Below are 16,101 nucleotides of genomic sequence, written 5' to 3'. Positions count from 1 at the left end.
GTCATAACCACTTGCGCATGATGGCGTCGTAAACGCCATTACGGCGGATGGTCTCCAGGCCTGAGCGGAATTTCTCGACCGTCGCGGCCGGCGTCTTGCGACTGAACGCCATGCTCAAGCCATCCTGACTGCTCAATTCGGGAAGCGGCAGCGAGCGGATCAACACTTTATCCGGGTCTTCACCATTCTGGCGGGTCAGGTACAGCGCGTTGAGCTCGTTGGAAATCCATAGCTCCACGTGATCGACCTTGAGCTTGCGGTAGTTGTGTTCGTACTTGTTGCTCGACTGCAGGTCTTTACCAATGCGGAAACCCTTCGACACCAGGTATTGCTCACCCACGTCCTGATTGACGGTGGCAATCTGGTGACCGTGCGCATCGTCCAGCGAGTTGAGTTTTACCGGGCGCTCAGCCAGCGAATACATGTACCACTGGGTTGGGGCGATGGCCCCGACCCACTGGAAAAGTGATTCACGCGCAGGCGTTCGAACGATTGAATAGATCAACACGTTACTTTCATTGAGCGCCAGTTCGTAGGCCCGCGCCCAAGGCATGGGCTGGATGGACGCCTCTACGCCGACCTCCTTGAGCACCGCCTGGACCACCTCGGTGCTCATACCGGTCACTCGCCCGTTCTGCGTCATGTTATAGGGCGGCAGTTCTTCCGTAACGATGCGCAGCGCAGTCTCTGCGGCAGCGTTTGGCACGGCTGAGCTTGCAGCCAGGAACACCAGGACGCAGCTCATCAGCAGACGGTTAAACGGCAAAATCATCGAGAGTTACCCTATGCAACCAGCAGTGCCGGCGCGGCCTGGGGGCCGTTGACTTAATGTGTTATCGGCTGGGCCTATACGCGCTTGAGTGTCATCCGTCGAAACCGGGGGGCATTGAACCTGGGGCGGTCGGGCCAGACCCTGTGAAAAACTTGAGTGTGGCCTCTCTTGTTCCAGCTGTCGATTCGGCGACATTTAATGAACCCGGGTTTGTTCGGCCGTGTCAGTCGTTTGTCAGGAACGACAAATGATGGAGCCGCTGATGCGACCACTGTATTTCACCAGCCTGTCCTTCGCCGCGTTGCTGTGCGCGGCTTGCTCAAGCCAACCGCCCGCGACCTGGGGCTACATGGATGCCAAGGAACGGGCCAATCTGCCGCCCGACCAGGCATATCCCGAGTTGTTCGAAGCCGTGCAGAACAACCAACTGTTCACCGACCAGAAGCATTTCGTCGACGCACTGCCCACCCGCGACCCCTCGAAAATCCGTGCCGAATACCTGGCTCGTCGCGACAACAGCGACTTCGATCTCGAAACCTTCGTGAAGGACAACTTCATCGAGTCCGGCGCAGCGCAAAGCCCGGCACCGAAACCGGGCGCGCCCATTCAAGAGCACATCGACAGCCTTTGGCCCGTGTTAAGCCGTACCTATCGCCAAGTGCCGCCCTACAGCAGCCTGTTGCCCTTGCCACAACCCTATGTCGTTCCAGGCGGACGCTTTCGCGAGATGTACTACTGGGACTCCTACTTCACCATGCTCGGGCTTGAACAAAGCGGGGATCAGGCCCAGGTGCGCCAGATGACCGATAACTTTGCCTATATGATCGACACGTACGGGTACATTCCCAATGGCAATCGCACCTACTACCTGAGCCGCTCACAACCGCCATTCTTCGCTTACATGGTGCAGTTGCAGGCGCACATCGAAGGTGACCAGGCGTTTGGGCGTTACCTTCCACAACTGCAGAAGGAATACGCCTATTGGATGCAGGGCGCTGAGGGGCTCAAGCCGGGTGCCGCCGCGCAACATGTGGTCAAGCTCGCCGATGGCAGCGTGCTCAATCGCTATTGGGATGCCCGTTCGACGCCGCGACAGGAATCCTGGCTGCAAGATGTCAAAACCGCCGAACAGGCCTCGAACAGACCCAGGCAAGAGGTCTGGCGTGATCTGCGTGCCGGGGCGGAGAGTGGTTGGGACTTCAGTTCGCGCTGGCTTGGCGACGGCCAGAACCTGGCGAGCATACGCACCACGTCCATTGTGCCCGTGGACCTGAACAGCCTGCTCTATCACCTGGAGCGCACCATCGCCAAGGCGTGTGAAACCGTGCAAAACACGCCATGCGTCCAGGCCTATGGTCAGCGCGCGGACCGGCGGCAGCGTGCCATTGAGCAGCATTTGTGGAATGCCGATGCAGGGTTCTACGTGGACTACGACTGGCAGCAGCACCGTCAACGCCCGCAACTGACGGCCGCCACGCTGTTTCCTCTTTACACCGGCCTTGCCTCCGCGGACCACGCCAATCGCACGGCCGAGGCAGTCCGTGATGGTCTGCTGCGCCCTGGCGGCATTGCCACCACGCAGGTCAGCAATGGCCAGCAGTGGGACGAACCCAACGGTTGGGCACCGCTGCAGTGGGTGGCGGTTGAGGGGCTGGATCGCTATGGGCACACCGCGCTGGCGCAGCAGATTGGCACTCGCTTCCTGCAACAGGTACACAATCTTTACCGCAAGGAAGACAAGCTGGTAGAGAAGTACGACGTGTCCGGGCGGGGAGATGGCGGGGGAGGTGGCGAATATGAGTTGCAGGACGGTTTTGGCTGGACGAATGGCGTGACGCTGAAACTGTTGAGCAAATATGGCGCACGTTCCTCCGCAACGACTGTGGGTGAATGAGCTGGCGCTAAGAGCAAGGGGCAAACCTGGGCAGGACTTATCAGTTCCTGCCCAGGTGCCCGGCGCTGTTATCCGAGAATGGCGTTGAAGAGCAACAGGGTGAGCAGGGAGGTGAACCAGCCGATCGTGGTCGGAATCGACCAGGTCAGCATCTGATGCTTGGCGTTGGTGACCCCGAGCATGCGGTTGACTACCCAGAAATAGCTGTCGTTGAAGTAGCCAAAGACCATCGAGCCAATGGCCGCCGCCTGGGCGGCGAAGACCATGTTAACGTCGGGAATCGAGGCCAGGATCGGCGCCGAAATCGAGGCGCCAGTGATCATTGCCACGGTGCCGCTGCCCTGGATCAGGCGCACCAGGGACGCGATCACGAAGGGGATCAACACCGCCGGCAGCGGCAAGGTGGCGACCCATTCGCCCATGTACTGACCCGCACCGCTGTCGCGCAACACGGCACCCAATGCACCACCGGCACCGGTGACCAGCAGGATGATGCCGGCGCTTTCCACGCCTTTCTCCATGTGCGCGATGACTTCCTCACGCGGGCGCCGCGGCACCAGGCCATACAGTGCCGCCACCACCCCGAGGCCGACTGCGATGACCGGGTTGCCGACGAAAGCGATGGTCTGACCGAACAGGCTCTGCGTCAGGGTGCTGTCACCGTTGAGTTTGCCGAGGGCGACGACCAGGGTGTTGGCGAAGATCAGCAGGATGGGCAGCACGATCGGCAGCATCGACAGCCACAGCGGTGGCAGTTCGGCCTCGCGGGCATCGGCGCGTTCGAGCACTTCACGATAGGCGGTGGCGGGTTCGACCGGTGTCTGGCCGCTTTGCGCGATCATCGCCTCGATGCGTGGGCCCATGAAGCGGGCGTAGGCCACCAGCACGAAGGTGCCGGGAATGGTGAATACCACGCCCCAGAAAATCATCAACCCCACGTCGATATTGAAAATCCCGGCAATCCCCAGTGGCCCTGGCGTCGGTGGAACCGCATGGTGGGTCAGCATCAGGCCGCTGGCCAGGGCAATACCCAGGGTCAGCATCGATTTGCCGCTGTTGCGCGCCAGCGCCCGGACCAACGGGTTGAGGATGACGAACGCCGAGTCGCAGAAGATCGGCACCGAGACGATGTAGCCGGTCACCATCATCGCCCACTCTTCGCGTTTGTTGCCCAGCCAGCGCACGAAGGTATAGGCCATTCGTTCGGCGGCGCCGGAGACTTCCAGCAGGCGGCCCATCATCACACCGAAACCGATGACCAGGCCGATGGTCGACAGCGTGGCACCGAAGCCGGTGGTGATGGATTTGACCAGCGCGTCGGGCGCCATGCCGCCACCCAGGCCGGCGATCGAGGCGGCGATGATCAGCGCCAGCAGGGCGTGGATGCGGGTCTTGAGAACCAGCACGATGAGTATGACGATGGCCAGGACCAGGCTCACCATCAGCTGTGGGCCGGCGATAGAAGTTGCGTCCATTGGGTAATCACTCTTGTTGTTATTGGATGGAACGACGGCACCGCACGGCGCCGCCTGGGTCAGTGATTCATGCTGAGCTGGTGTGCCCTTACCACGCTGTCGAAGTCGGCATCACCGCGAAAGCCCAATTGCAGCGGCCGCTGGATGTCGAAGTTGCCGGGCCAGCTGCAGACGATGCGCTGGATCCGCTCGTCCGGCTCAAAGCTGACCCGCGCGCGCGCCGCATCGCCACCGACACGGGCGAGACTGTCGAGCATTTCGCTGACCCGCACGCTGATGCCGGGCAGGTTGAGGGTCCGCCGCAGGCCAAGCGCCTGGCCGTCCAGGCGCGCGGCATGGACTAGGTTGTCGACCACGGTCTGCGGCGAAGACAGCCACATGCGGGTATCCAGTGGTACCGGACAGTTGCTCATCTCGCCGGCCAGGGGCTCGCGCAGGATGCCGCTGGCAAATGACGAGGCCGCTGCGTTGGGTTTGCCGGGGCGAACGGAAATGGTCGGCAGGCGACACACCCGGCCATCGATGAAGCCCTTGCGCGAGTAGTCATTGATCAGCAGTTCGGCCATGGCCTTCTGCGCGCCATAGGACGATTGCGGCAGCGGTGCGAGTTCTTCGGGCACCTGCTCGGGCATCGGCCCACCGAATACCGCCAGTGAGCTGGCGAACACGAAACGCGGTGCCTGGGCCTGTTGGCGGCAGGCTTCGAGCAGGGCGCGGGTCGCATCGAAATTGACCCGCATGCCAAGGTCGAAATCGGCTTCGGCCTGGCCACTGACGATCGCGGCCAGGTGATAGACCAGGCAGGTCTCTGGGCCGATCAGCGATTTGATAAAGGCCGGGTCGCAGATGTCGCCGGTGTGCGACACCACTCGAGGGTCATCGATGGGGCAGGGCGCCAGGTCGACCGAGACGAGGCTGGCGCCGGGGGGCAGCAAGTCACTCGCGGAGGGCGCCAGCAGCGCTTCGATCAGGCGGGCGCCGAGAAAGCCAGCGCCGCCAGTTACCAGGATCTTCATGTATTGCACTCCGCTTAAGGAGAATATTCGGGGCAGGGTGCCGAACGCCCCGTATTCTTGTTATTTGACGAACCAGGTGACAAGCAGTTGTCATGTTGTATGATGAATTTAACGTGGACGCAACCGTTGCGTGTTTTCTTCTTGCCCACAGCGGGTGGCAAGGCAGCGCGACGATTGCCGGGAGAATTTGAGTGGACAGTCTGAACGACGTTACCCCCAAGCTGGCCGAACGGCTGGCCAAACGCCTGAGTGCAGCGGTCCATGACGGCCAGTTGGCCGCCGGGAACCGCCTGCCCACCGAGCAGGCATTGTGCGAGCAGTACGGTGTCAGCCGCACGGTGGTGCGCGAAGCGATTTCGATGCTCAAGCGCGAAGGCATGCTCACTTCGCGTCAGGGCAGCGGCACCTTCGTCGTGCCCAATCCCAGTGTCGCGCTGCGCCTGTCTCCGCCCCAGGGCAACTTCGAGGCGGTGGTGGAAATCCTCGAATTGCGCAGCGCGCTGGAGATCAAGGCCGCCGAGCTGGCCGCGGCACGGCGCACCAATGCGCAACTGCGGGCGATGCAAAACGCCTTGGCCGAGCTTGACGAAGCGGTCGAGCGGGGTGAAGACGGCGTGCGCGAAGACCTCGCCTTCCACCGTTCGGTGGTGGCCGCCACCGGTAACCAGCACTTTCTCGAAACCATCGATTTTCTGCACCAGCTGCTGCAACAGGCGATCAGAGTGACCCGTCGCAACGAGGCGCGTAACGCCCAGTACATGTGTCAGGTCGATCAGGAGCACCACGCGCTGCTCGCCGCTATCGCCGCAGGTGACAGTGAGGCGGCACGTACCGCGGCCTCCTCGCATCTGCGCAACGCCGAAGTCCGCCTGCGCGAAGCGCGAAGCGAGGCCGACGCGTCCGGATAACAACCACAAGAGGATTCACCCGTGACAGCAATATCCAGTATTGGTGTGGTCGGCCTGGGCTCCATGGGCTTGGGCATGGCGCGCGCACTTTTGCGCGCTGGTCTGCCCGTATGGGGCTACGACATCCGCGAGGATGTGCGTCAGGCCTTCATCGCCGAAGGTGGCCAGCCGGTCAGTGCCCTGAGTGACAGCGCCGCGCTCAGCGACCTGCTCTTCATCGTGGTGGTCAACGCCGCGCAAACCGAGCAACTGCTGTTCGGCGAGCAGGGTATTGCCGCGCGGTTGCGTCCGGGTTCCGTGGTCATTGCCTGTGCAACCATCTCGGCGGCGGCTGCGCGGCGCATCAGTGGGCGTTTGGCCGAGCATCAAGTGCTGATGCTCGATGCGCCGATTTCAGGCGGGGCGGTGCGCGCCGAAGGGGGCGAGTTGACCATCATGGCCTCGGGGCCGGAGGCCGCCTTCGAACGGGCGCAAACGGCACTTGCCGCCGTCGCCGCCAAGGTCTACCGGCTGGGTGAAGAGGCCGGGCAAGGCTCGCAGATCAAGCTGGTCAACCAGTTGCTCGCCGGGGTCCACATTGCCGCGGCGGCCGAAGCCATGGCCTATGGCATTCGCCAGGGCTGCGATCCCGAGGCGCTCTACGAGGTGATCAGTCACAGCGCTGGCAATTCCTGGATGTTCGAAAACCGCGTGCCGCATCTGCTGGCGGGTGATTATCGACCGCGCTCGGCGGTGGATATTTTCGTCAAGGATCTGGGCCTGGTGCTCGACAGCGCCCAGGAGGCGGTCTTCCCGCTGCCGCTGACCGCCAGCGCCCACCAGATGTTCAAGCAAGCGTCGGCTTCCGGGCTGGGGCGCGAGGATGATATCGCCGTGGTGAAGATATTCCCCGGCATCAACTTGCCTGCCGCCGCCAACGAGGAGATTTGACCATGCCCCTGATCGGATGCATCGCCGATGACTTCACCGGAGCGACCGACCTTGCCAGCATGCTCGTGCGCGGCGGTGCTCGCACTGTGCAGACCATTAGTGTCCCACACGGGCCCTTGGCGGTGGGCGACGCCGACGCCCTGGTGGTGGCGCTCAAATCGCGCAACCTGGCGCCCGAGGAGGCCGTCGCACAGTCGCTGCAGGCGCTGGAGTGGTTGCGCCAGCAAGGCTGCCGACAGTTCTACTTCAAGTATTGCTCGACGTTCGACTCCACCGCTGAGGGCAACATCGGCCCGGTCAGCGATGCACTGCTTCAAGCCCTGGGCAGCGACTTCACCGTGGCCTGTCCGGCTTTTCCGGAAAACCGCCGCAGCGTGTTCAACGGCTACCTGTTCGCCAATGACGTGCTGCTCAACGAAAGCGGGATGCAGGACCATCCACTCACGCCCATGCGCGATGCCAACCTGCTTCGCGTGTTGCAGCCGCAGACACGCCACCCGGTCGGCCTGATCGACTACCGGACCCTGCGCGCCGGCGTCGAGGCGACCCGTCAGCGGATCGCCGCGTTGCGCGCCGAGGGCGTGGGCATCGCCATCAGCGACGCCATTGATAATGAAGATTTGCAGGTGCTCGGCGCGGCCTGTGCCGATCTGCCGTTGGTCACGGCCGGCTCGGGGCTGGCGCTGGGCATGGCCCGGGATTGGCAGGCCAGAGGGCTGTTGCAGGCCAACGGCGAAGCCAGCCGGCTGGAGGCGGGGTGGGGGCGCCAGGCGATTCTCAGCGGTAGCTGTTCGCGAGCGACCCTCGGTCAGATCGAGCAGGCGGCAGCGGTCTATCCTGCTTTCCGTCTTGAGGCCGCCGAACTGATGGCCCGCGGTGACGCACTGGTGGCCGAGGCCTTGGCCTGGGCTGCCGGCCACCCGGGCCCGGTGCTGATCTATGCCAGCAGTCCAGCCGACGAGGTACGCCGGGTGCAACAGCAGTTCGGCGCGCAGCAGGTCGGTGAACGCATTGAATCGGCCCTGGCGGCGATTGCCCGTGCGCTGGTCGAACAGCAGGGCGTGGGCCAATTGCTGGTGGCCGGTGGCGAAACCTCCGGCGCAGTGGTCGGCGCGCTGGGCATCGAAGGTTTACGTATCGGGCCGAGCATCGACCCCGGCGTGCCCTGGACCCAGACGCTCGGCCAATCCGGTCGGCCGCTGACGCTGGCGCTCAAGTCCGGTAACTTCGGTAGCGCCGATTTCATGATCAAGGCCTGGGAGATGCTGGCATGACAGAAAGCCAATTGCGCGAAGAGATCGTCGAGATCGGCCGTTCCCTCTACCTGCGTGGGCTCAGCCCTGGCTCCTCCGGGAATATCAGCGTGCGTCTGGACGATGGCTGGCTGCTGACACCGACCAACGCCTGTCTCGGTCGCCTGGACCCGGCCGACATCGCCAAGCTCGACTGGCAAGGTAACCACCTAGCTGGCAAACCCGCCTCCAAGGAAGCATTCCTGCACCGTGCCGTCTATGAAGGCCGTGAAGATTCGGGTGCCATCGTGCACTTGCATTGCACGCACTCGGCGGCGGTCTCGTGCCTGGATTGCCTGGACGCGACGTCTTGCCTGCCACCGCTGACACCCTATTTCGTCATGCGTGTGGGGCGCTTGCCGCTGATTCCGTACCACCGGCCCGGTGATCCGCGGCTGGGTGAGGCGATTCGCGGGCTGGTCGGACAGCACAGTTCGGTGTTGCTGGCCAATCACGGGCCGGTCGTTTCGGGCAAGAGCCTGGAGGCGGCCACCTATGCCATCGAAGAACTCGAAGAAACCGCCAAGCTCTACCTGTTGCTGCGCCAGCAGCCGGTACGGGCCCTGGACGACGAACAAATCGAAGAACTGCGCCAGACCTTCGGCGCCCAATGGTGACTGCAATGCCACGTTTCGCTGCCAACCTCAGCATGATGTTCAACGACGCACCTTTCCTGGATCGCTTCGGCCGTGCCGCCAAGGCCGGCTTCAAGGGCGTGGAATACCTGTTCCCTTATGAGTTCGCACCGGCCGAACTGGCCGGGCGTTTGGCCGAGCACGGGCTTAGCCAAGTGCTGTTCAACCTGCCACCGGGGGATTTTGCCGCAGGCGAGCGCGGCATCGCAGCGATACCGGGGCGCGAGGCGGAATTTCGTGAAAGTGTCGACCGGGCCATCGAATACGCCCACGCCCTGGGCTGCCCCAAACTGCACGCAATGGCCGGACTGGTGAGTGACGAGAGCCAGCGTCCGCGCATGCGCGAGGTCTATCTGGAGAACCTGCGTTACGCCGCACGACGTTTGGCCGAGCACCAACTGACACTGTTGATCGAGCCGATCAACACCCGCTCGATTCCGGGTTACTTCATCAATCGCCAGACCGAGGGCCATGCAATTCTGGCCGAACTGGGCGAGCCGAATCTGCGTGTGCAACTGGACCTGTTCCATGCACAAATCATGGAAGGCGATCTGATTGCCGGTTTCCAGCGCTTCCAGGCCGGTGTCGGGCATATCCAGATTGCCGGCGTGCCGGATCGGCACGAACCGGACCTGGGAGAAGTGAACTACCCGTACCTGTTCAAACTGCTCGACGAGGCCGGCTACGATGGCTGGATCGGCTGCGAGTACAACCCCCGCGGCCTGACCGAGGATGGCCTGGGCTGGTTTGCGCCTTGGCGTTGAGCTGAGATGGAGTAGGGCGCCCAGGAAGGGCGTGAGGGCATGCGATGAATACAAACCCTCTCGCCCCAGACGCCGGATAAGTCCCCTACGTACTTAGCAGAACGGCCTGGTCATCATTGACCGGTAAGGCAATATCGGGCTCGCCGGGTGTCAGGATGACTTTGCGGCAATCTTCCTGTTTTTTGTCGAATAGCTTGTAGCCCTCGGCGGCCTGTTCCAGGGACAGGCGATGGCTGATGATGACTTCAGGGCTAAGGCGACCGGTCTCGATATGGCCAAGCAGCTCGGGAAGGTATCGCTGCACGTGGGTCTGGCCCATTTTGAAGGTCAGGCCTTTGTCGAATGCGTCGCCGAACAGGAAGCCGTGGATGAAACCGGCATACACGCCCGGTACGCTTACGACCCCACCGCGCCTGACCGCCGCAATGCATTGGCGTAACGCCTTGCCGCTGCTGCCTTCGAGTTTAAGCGTAGCCAGCACTGTTTCGGTGGTGCTGCCTTTGGCTTCAAAACCCACGGCATCCACCACGCCGTCCACGCCCCGCATGCCCTTGGTCTGGCGAATGATCGTGTCCGCCGGGTCGTCGTCTTCATCAAAATTGATGGGAATAACGCCATAGGTTTTCTGTGCATAGGCCAGACGATAGGGGTGATGATCGACCATGAAGATCTGGTCGGCGCCCAACATCCGCGCGCAGGCGGCGCTCAACAAGCCGACCGGCCCGGCGCCATAGATGGCGATACTCGAGCCGCTGCCGATCCCGGCGTTGGTCACCGCTTGAAAGGCGGTTGGCAAGATGTCCGAGAGGAACAGCACCTTCTCGTCCGAGAGGGTTCCCGGCACTTTGAAAGGCCCGGTGTTGGCCTTTGGTACCCTTACATACTCAGCTTGTCCGCCAGGGATACCGCCGTACAAATGACTGAAACCGAACAGAGCTGCCCCGGGCGGGATTGCCTTCTTGTTCAGAATCGCGCCACGGCCCGTGTTGGTCGTTTCGCAAGCGGCGAACAAATCCATCTGACAGAAGAAACAGCTACCGCAGGCGATAACGAAAGGCACCACCACTCGATCGCCGGGTTGAACGGCGGTCACCGCTGAACCGGCTTCTTCAACGATTCCCATGAACTCATGGCCGAAGATGTCGCCATGTTCGACAGCGGGAATTTTTCCGCGATAAAGGTGCAGATCGGAACCACAAATCGCCGTTGCCGTGACACGCAGAATGATGTCGTCACTGTCCTCCAGGACCGGGTCGGGGACCGTGTCGACTTTCACACTGTGTGCACCGTGGTAAGTGAGTGCTCTCATGACTTCCTGCCTCTGGGTCGCGTGGTGATATAGGGCAGAGGCGGGAGGCTGGATGGAAGTTCAGAGCATTAGCGCGGGCACGTGACTGGCGGTCATCATCTACTCATGCACCGTCACCCGATTGCGCCCGGTTTTTTTGGACGTATACAACGCCTGGTCGGCCCGGGCGATCAGTTCGGCGTGGCCGGTCGAGGGCTGGCTCAGGTCTGCCACTCCAAGGCTGATGGTGAAACGGATGCTCTGGTCGTTGTACAGCACCTGCAGTTCTTCGACGGCCTTGCGCAGGCGCTCGGCGAACATCCGGGCACCGGTCTGGTCGGTGTCCGACAGCACCACGCCAAACTCCTCGCCGCCATAACGCCCGGCCACGTCGGAGTCGCGTACGTGTTCGTGCAGAAGCCTGGCGACCTGCTCGATGACCTTGTCCCCGGCCTGGTGGCCATAGGTGTCGTTGACCCGTTTGAAGTGGTCGATATCGAGCATCACCAGGCTCAAGGCATTGCCATAGCGCTGATGCCGCGCATAGGCAGCTTTCAGGTTCGCCTCCCAATGACCGCGGTTGTACAGCCCGGTCAGTCGATCGGTACTGGAGAGCTGCTGCAATTGCGCATTGGCGGCCTGTAGTTGATGCCGGTTGGTGGCGACGTCGGTGACGTCATAGATCACCAGGCAGATGTGACTGATCGTGTTGTCGGGCGAGCGCAGCGGTAACAGCGTGGTGTTCTGGTACATGAACTCTTCCTGGCCGGTGATCGGCTGGTAGCTCTTGAACCGCACCAGATAGGGACGCTGCTCCCAGACAGTGAACGCTGGGGTGCCCAGGGCAGCGACGCTTTCTACCTTGCGGCTGAACCACTGGCGATCGATTTCCGGGAACAGGCTGAAAAAATGCTGGTCGTGGGCGTCCTTTGGCTGCACCCCGGAGCGGTTCTCCATGAACGTGTTCCAGACCTGCACGCGGTAGTCGCGGTCCAGCACCACCACACCGACATCGATGCTCTGAACAATGGCCAGCAACCAGTGAAACTCGTTCAGATCAATGGAATCAGGCATGGCTCAGGTCATCAGGTAGGTGAGTTTTTGGGTCAGCCGCTCGATCGAGTCTTCCGTGAACAGTAACAATAGATCGAAACGAATATCGTGCCCTTCCAGGCTGTAGCTGATTTCCACCGCCAGGGTCTTTTTCCAGTGCTTGCGGTTGACTTGAATCAGCTCCTCGATGGCCGCGTGCTGGCCGAGAATCTGCGGATGCCCCTGAGAAAACACCACGTCGATCTGTTCGGCAATGCTGCTCAGGCAAGCGCCGATCAGAACACTGGAGAGGTCCAGCAGCATTTCCAGGTCCGAATAGTCGCTGCTTTGGCGTTGCATCAGTTGCGCTATGTCAGCAATTTCCGACTCGTGAAATATCAGCAGGGCTTCGCCGGCAATACCGCTGCCAATAAAGCCCTGGCAGATGGCGGTGAGTTGTTCAGAGCTACCGGCATCGTTCAGCGCCATGTGCAGCTCACCCACCTCAAGGATGTTCACGTTCGGTACCGGTAACTGCACAAACACACCCAGCACCTTGGCGATCAGGGCGGCGGCCTGGCCGATGGCAACGTTGACCGTCTCGCGAAACGCATCGTGAAAACTGATGGCCGTGTTCGTTGCCGGACGATTTTGCGGCGGCGTCTGGCCGGGTTTCGTCAGAAGGCCCAACTGGCTGAGCGTCTGGCGCAGTTCGTTTTCGTCGAAAGGTTTTTTCAGGAATGCCAATGCGCCCAGCTCAAGCACGCGGCGTACCGCCTGTTCCTGTACGTCACCGGAGATCACGATGACTTGCGTCTTCAAGCCTTCGGTGCGCAAGGCGCTCAACACCTGGTAACCATCCATCTCCGGCATGGTCAGGTCCAGCAGCACCACCTGGCCCAGCCCCTGGCGTATGGCGTCCATGGCCTGGCGACCATTGCTGGCCTCGGTGACCGAGACCGGCCAGTCCGCCGGCAGCGCCCGTAGCACCTGCTTACGGGCCATGTTGGAGTCGTCACATACCACTAAGGGAATCACTGACACTGGGGCGCCCATTTGAATTGAACGGCAGCCGAGGCCTTCAGGCAGGCCACGCATTGCATTGAACTAAAAACTGGACCAATAAGTCAGGCTAGTCAAATGCACTTCATCCATTTCGGGAGTCTGTCCAATGCGCAACTACACGGTGAATTACCTGTTCAACGACGCGCCTCGCACTCACGCGTTCGAGCTCAAGCAGCTTCAACTGCCCGTCCATGAAGCCGCGATGCACCTGCTCCAGCTGCATTTTGGAGATGCAGAGAACGGCCTGATCATGCCCACCGCGGATGCGACGCCTGCGCAGATCCTGGAGCAGGCCGAGCGGGTAGGGCTGACGCAAATCAGGGTTGTCGATCAACACATAATTGATTAATCAAAATAATCAGTTCTTTTAGTTTTTTGCTCGTGATCTGTGTTGCACCGTCCATGAAAAACATCCGCGCCGGGGTTCCGCCTTTGGTGGTCCGAACCGGATATTATCGGTATTTCCGGCTGTTTATGGGCTCTTGGCCTCGCGTCGGGATGTTTGTAAATTAAGAAACCTAGTGGTTTCCTTTCTGTTGTTTTTTGGCATACTCACCCAGCGAGTCGACACCAGATGTCTGCTCGAAATGGTATTTAGTGCTGTCTAATAACAATATAACCAGCAGGAACCCACGCCATGCACAGTCCCGATCACCACGCTACGCCAGTCGGCGCCGAACAACTCACTGCCACCCTCGCACGGATGAAACAGGCCCACTTGGTTGACGGACCGGCCAGCCTGGAGCTGCGCCGCGACCGCCTCGATCGGGCCATTGCGCTACTGCTGGACAATCGTGACGCCATCGTCGCAGCGGTGTCGGCGGACTTCGGCAATCGTAGCCGCGAGCAGACGCTGCTTTCCGATATCGGCGGTTCGGTGGCAAGCCTCAAGCATTGCCGTGAGCATCTGGCCGAGTGGATGCAAGCGCAATCGCATCCGTCACCCTTCCCCGGCAGCGAGGCGCGGGTCGAGTACCAGCCGTTGGGCGTGGTGGGCGTGATCAGCCCCTGGAATTTTCCCATCGTACTGGCGTTCGGGCCTCTGGCGAGCATCTTCGCCGCCGGTAACCGGGCCATGCTCAAACCCTCGGAACTGACCCCACGCACCTCGGCATTGATGGGCGAATTGATCGCCCGATATTTTGACGAGAATGAACTCACCACGGTGCTGGGCGATGCCGAAGTCGGCGCGCTGTTCAGTGCCCAGCCGTTCGATCACCTGATCTTTACCGGTGGTACGGCGGTGGCTCGGCACATCATGCGTGCAGCCTCGGACAATCTGGTGCCGGTGACCCTGGAACTGGGCGGCAAGTCGCCCGTGCTGGTGTCCCGTAGCGCCGATCTGGCGACGGTGGTGCAGCGGGTCATGACCGTGAAGACCTTCAACGCCGGGCAAATCTGCCTGGCCCCGGACTACGTGCTGCTGCCGGAAGAATGCCTGGAAGACTTCGTCGCCGAGGCGGTGCGCTTCGTCGGTGCCATGTACCCCTCCTTGCACAGCAACCCGGACTACACCTCCATCATCAACCCACGCAATTTTGACCGCCTGCAGGGTTATCTGGTCGATGCTAGCGCCAAAGGGGCGCGGCTGATCGAGATCAACCCGGCGCAGGAAGACCTGGGCGATCGCCAGACCCGCAAGATCGCTCCGACGCTGGTGCTGAATGCCACTGAGCAGATGCAGGTGCTGCGCGAGGAAATCTTCGGCCCGCTGTTGCCGATCAAGACCTATCGCGATTTCGCCACGGCGATTGACTACGTCAACGGTCAACCTCGGCCCCTTGCCGCTTATTACTTCGGCGAGGACGCCGGTGAGCGCCAGCAGGTGCTGGAGCGCACGACTTCGGGCGGTGTGGTGATCAATGATGTCATGAGTCATGTGGTGTTCGAGGCGCTGCCGTTTGGCGGGGTCGGTCACTCGGGGATGGGGGCGTATCACGGTGTCTACGGTTTCCGTACGTTCAGCCATGCCAAGGCGGTGGTGGTGCAGAGCCCGGTTGGTGAGTCCAACCTGGCAATGCGCGCGCCTTACGGCGCAATGATCCACGGTCTGCTGGATCAATTGCTGACTGCCCACTGAGTCTTCAGGAGTTTGATCATGAACGTGTTGTCGACTCTCAAGGCCAAGCTGCTGCGTGCCTTTGCCAAGCGCATGAAAGCCAAGTTCACCTATGACGCGGCGCAGTATCCGTTGCGCCTGTTCGAGGAGAAGCTCATCCCCACGGCGTGGGGCCCGGCACGGGCCTTGTTCTATTGGCCCCAGGCGCCGTCCAGCGAACCTTTGCCCGTGTACCTGAACCTGCATGGCGGCGGTTTTGTGGCCGGGGTGCCGGAGCATGACGACAGCTATTGCCGGCGGTTGGCCCACAACCTGGGTTGCCTGGTGGTCAATCTGGATTATGTCCTGGCCCCCGAGTTTCCCTTTCCCGCCGGCTTGCGACAGAGCTTCGCGGTGCTTGAGTGGCTGGCCGAACAGGCCGCGACCCTGGGCATCGACCCACAACGCATCGCAGTCGGTGGGCACAGTGCGGGCGGTAACCTGGCCACCGGCGTGGCCAATCTGGCGCGGGAGCACCAACGGCTGCGGGTGGTGCATCAGGTCATCGACTATGCGGCCGTGGACTTAGCCGCGGATCCGGAACTCAAGCGCTCGACCTCTGACAAACCCTTGCTCGGCCCGGGCCTGATGCGCTTCTTCAATCGCTGTTACCTGAGCGATCCGGCGCATGCCCGCGACCCTCTGGCATCACCGTTACTGGCGACGGTCGAACAATTGCAGGGCATGCCCCCCGCGACGGTGATCACTGCCGAGTACGATATCCTGCTCGCCGAGGGGCAGGCCTACGCGCAGAAACTGCGTCAGACCGGTGTGGCGGTGACCGAGAGAATGTTTACCGGGTGCGACCATATGTTCACTCACCTGGGACCGGCTGCTTCGGCACAGCAGGCGTGGCAGCTCATCGAAGACTCCCTGCGCGAGGCGTTTTCGAGCAGGCTGCACTAAGCTGGGCACCTTTGTGAAACCACCAT

General features: G+C 61.7%; 15 protein-coding genes. 9 read left to right on the top strand and 6 right to left on the bottom strand.

The genetic code is table 11. The features are described 5' to 3' along the window. Position 1 precedes the first annotated feature (1 nt). On the bottom strand, positions 2–772 hold the full coding sequence (locus CRX69_RS21465) for a substrate-binding periplasmic protein (protein ID WP_107322813.1): 771 nt from the start codon (positions 770–772) through the stop codon (positions 2–4). A 262-nt stretch (positions 773–1,034) separates the two neighbouring features. Here CRX69_RS21465 and treA point away from each other — a divergent pair, with 262 nt between their 5' ends. Continuing rightward, entirely contained in the window at positions 1,035–2,666 is a 1,632-nt protein-coding gene (gene treA, locus CRX69_RS21460; RefSeq protein WP_107323297.1) for an alpha,alpha-trehalase TreA, read from the top strand. Positions 2,667–2,734: 68 nt separating this feature from the next. Here treA and CRX69_RS21455 read toward each other — a convergent pair whose 3' ends face one another. Together CRX69_RS21455 and denD are read right to left on the bottom strand one after the other, a co-directional pair. Beyond that, the gene (locus tag CRX69_RS21455) at positions 2,735–4,141 is read right to left on the bottom strand and encodes a GntP family permease (RefSeq protein WP_076384241.1); all 1,407 of its coding nucleotides are present in this window, start codon (positions 4,139–4,141) and stop codon (positions 2,735–2,737) included. 59 nt (positions 4,142–4,200) lie between these two features. Then, positions 4,201–5,157 carry a D-erythronate dehydrogenase gene (denD, locus tag CRX69_RS21450; RefSeq protein WP_107322812.1) on the bottom strand — a complete coding sequence of 319 codons (957 nt, stop codon included), beginning with the start codon at positions 5,155–5,157 and terminating at the stop codon, positions 4,201–4,203. 191 nt (positions 5,158–5,348) lie between these two features. Between denD and CRX69_RS21445 the strand changes: the two genes are divergently transcribed. The 5 genes from CRX69_RS21445 to otnI are packed head-to-tail and all read left to right on the top strand — an operon-like array spanning position 5,349 to position 9,686. After that, on the top strand, positions 5,349–6,065 hold the full coding sequence (locus tag CRX69_RS21445; RefSeq protein WP_230682588.1) for a FadR/GntR family transcriptional regulator: 717 nt from the start codon (positions 5,349–5,351) through the stop codon (positions 6,063–6,065). Between the two features lie 21 nt (positions 6,066–6,086). Continuing rightward, the gene (ltnD, locus tag CRX69_RS21440; protein WP_107322811.1) at positions 6,087–6,995 is read left to right on the top strand and encodes an L-threonate dehydrogenase; all 909 of its coding nucleotides are present in this window, start codon (positions 6,087–6,089) and stop codon (positions 6,993–6,995) included. Positions 6,996–6,997: 2 nt separating this feature from the next. Next, the gene (gene otnK, locus CRX69_RS21435) at positions 6,998–8,269 is read left to right on the top strand and encodes a 3-oxo-tetronate kinase (protein WP_107322810.1); all 1,272 of its coding nucleotides are present in this window, start codon (positions 6,998–7,000) and stop codon (positions 8,267–8,269) included. Further along, positions 8,266–8,904, top strand: coding sequence for a 3-oxo-tetronate 4-phosphate decarboxylase (gene otnC, locus CRX69_RS21430; protein WP_047225618.1), 639 nt, complete (start codon positions 8,266–8,268; stop codon positions 8,902–8,904). The genes otnK and otnC overlap by 4 nt, the downstream gene beginning before the upstream one ends. A gap of 5 nt (positions 8,905–8,909) precedes the next feature. Further along, positions 8,910–9,686: a 2-oxo-tetronate isomerase gene (gene otnI, locus CRX69_RS21425; protein ID WP_107322809.1), complete on the top strand. Its 777-nt coding sequence runs from the start codon at positions 8,910–8,912 to the stop codon at positions 9,684–9,686. An 85-nt stretch (positions 9,687–9,771) separates the two neighbouring features. Here the strand turns inward: otnI and CRX69_RS21420 are convergent, their stop codons facing one another. The 3 genes from CRX69_RS21420 to CRX69_RS21410 form a co-directional block, all read right to left on the bottom strand. Further along, positions 9,772–10,995, bottom strand: a complete 1,224-nt coding sequence (locus CRX69_RS21420) for a zinc-dependent alcohol dehydrogenase (RefSeq protein WP_107322808.1) — start codon at positions 10,993–10,995, stop codon at positions 9,772–9,774. Positions 10,996–11,094: 99 nt separating this feature from the next. Further along, positions 11,095–12,048, bottom strand: a complete 954-nt coding sequence (locus tag CRX69_RS21415; RefSeq protein WP_107322807.1) for a sensor domain-containing diguanylate cyclase — start codon at positions 12,046–12,048, stop codon at positions 11,095–11,097. A 3-nt stretch (positions 12,049–12,051) separates the two neighbouring features. Continuing rightward, entirely contained in the window at positions 12,052–13,062 is a 1,011-nt protein-coding gene (locus CRX69_RS21410) for a response regulator (protein WP_107323296.1), read from the bottom strand. Between the two features lie 115 nt (positions 13,063–13,177). On the opposite strand from CRX69_RS21410, the gene CRX69_RS21405 reads away from it, so the two are divergent. From CRX69_RS21405 to CRX69_RS21395, 3 genes are all read left to right on the top strand, one after another. Then, positions 13,178–13,420 carry a hypothetical protein gene (locus tag CRX69_RS21405; protein ID WP_107322806.1) on the top strand — a complete coding sequence of 81 codons (243 nt, stop codon included), beginning with the start codon at positions 13,178–13,180 and terminating at the stop codon, positions 13,418–13,420. 288 nt (positions 13,421–13,708) lie between these two features. Beyond that, entirely contained in the window at positions 13,709–15,151 is a 1,443-nt protein-coding gene (locus CRX69_RS21400) for a coniferyl aldehyde dehydrogenase (RefSeq protein ID WP_107322805.1), read from the top strand. Between the two features lie 18 nt (positions 15,152–15,169). After that, positions 15,170–16,075: an alpha/beta hydrolase gene (locus tag CRX69_RS21395; protein WP_107322804.1), complete on the top strand. Its 906-nt coding sequence runs from the start codon at positions 15,170–15,172 to the stop codon at positions 16,073–16,075. The last annotated feature ends 26 nt before the right edge of the window (positions 16,076–16,101 follow it).

This window comes from Pseudomonas rhizophila, assembly GCF_003033885.1.
In the GTDB taxonomy this organism is placed as follows: Bacteria; Pseudomonadota; Gammaproteobacteria; order Pseudomonadales; family Pseudomonadaceae; genus Aquipseudomonas; species Aquipseudomonas rhizophila.
This window is presented reverse-complemented; position numbering and strand designations above follow the sequence as displayed.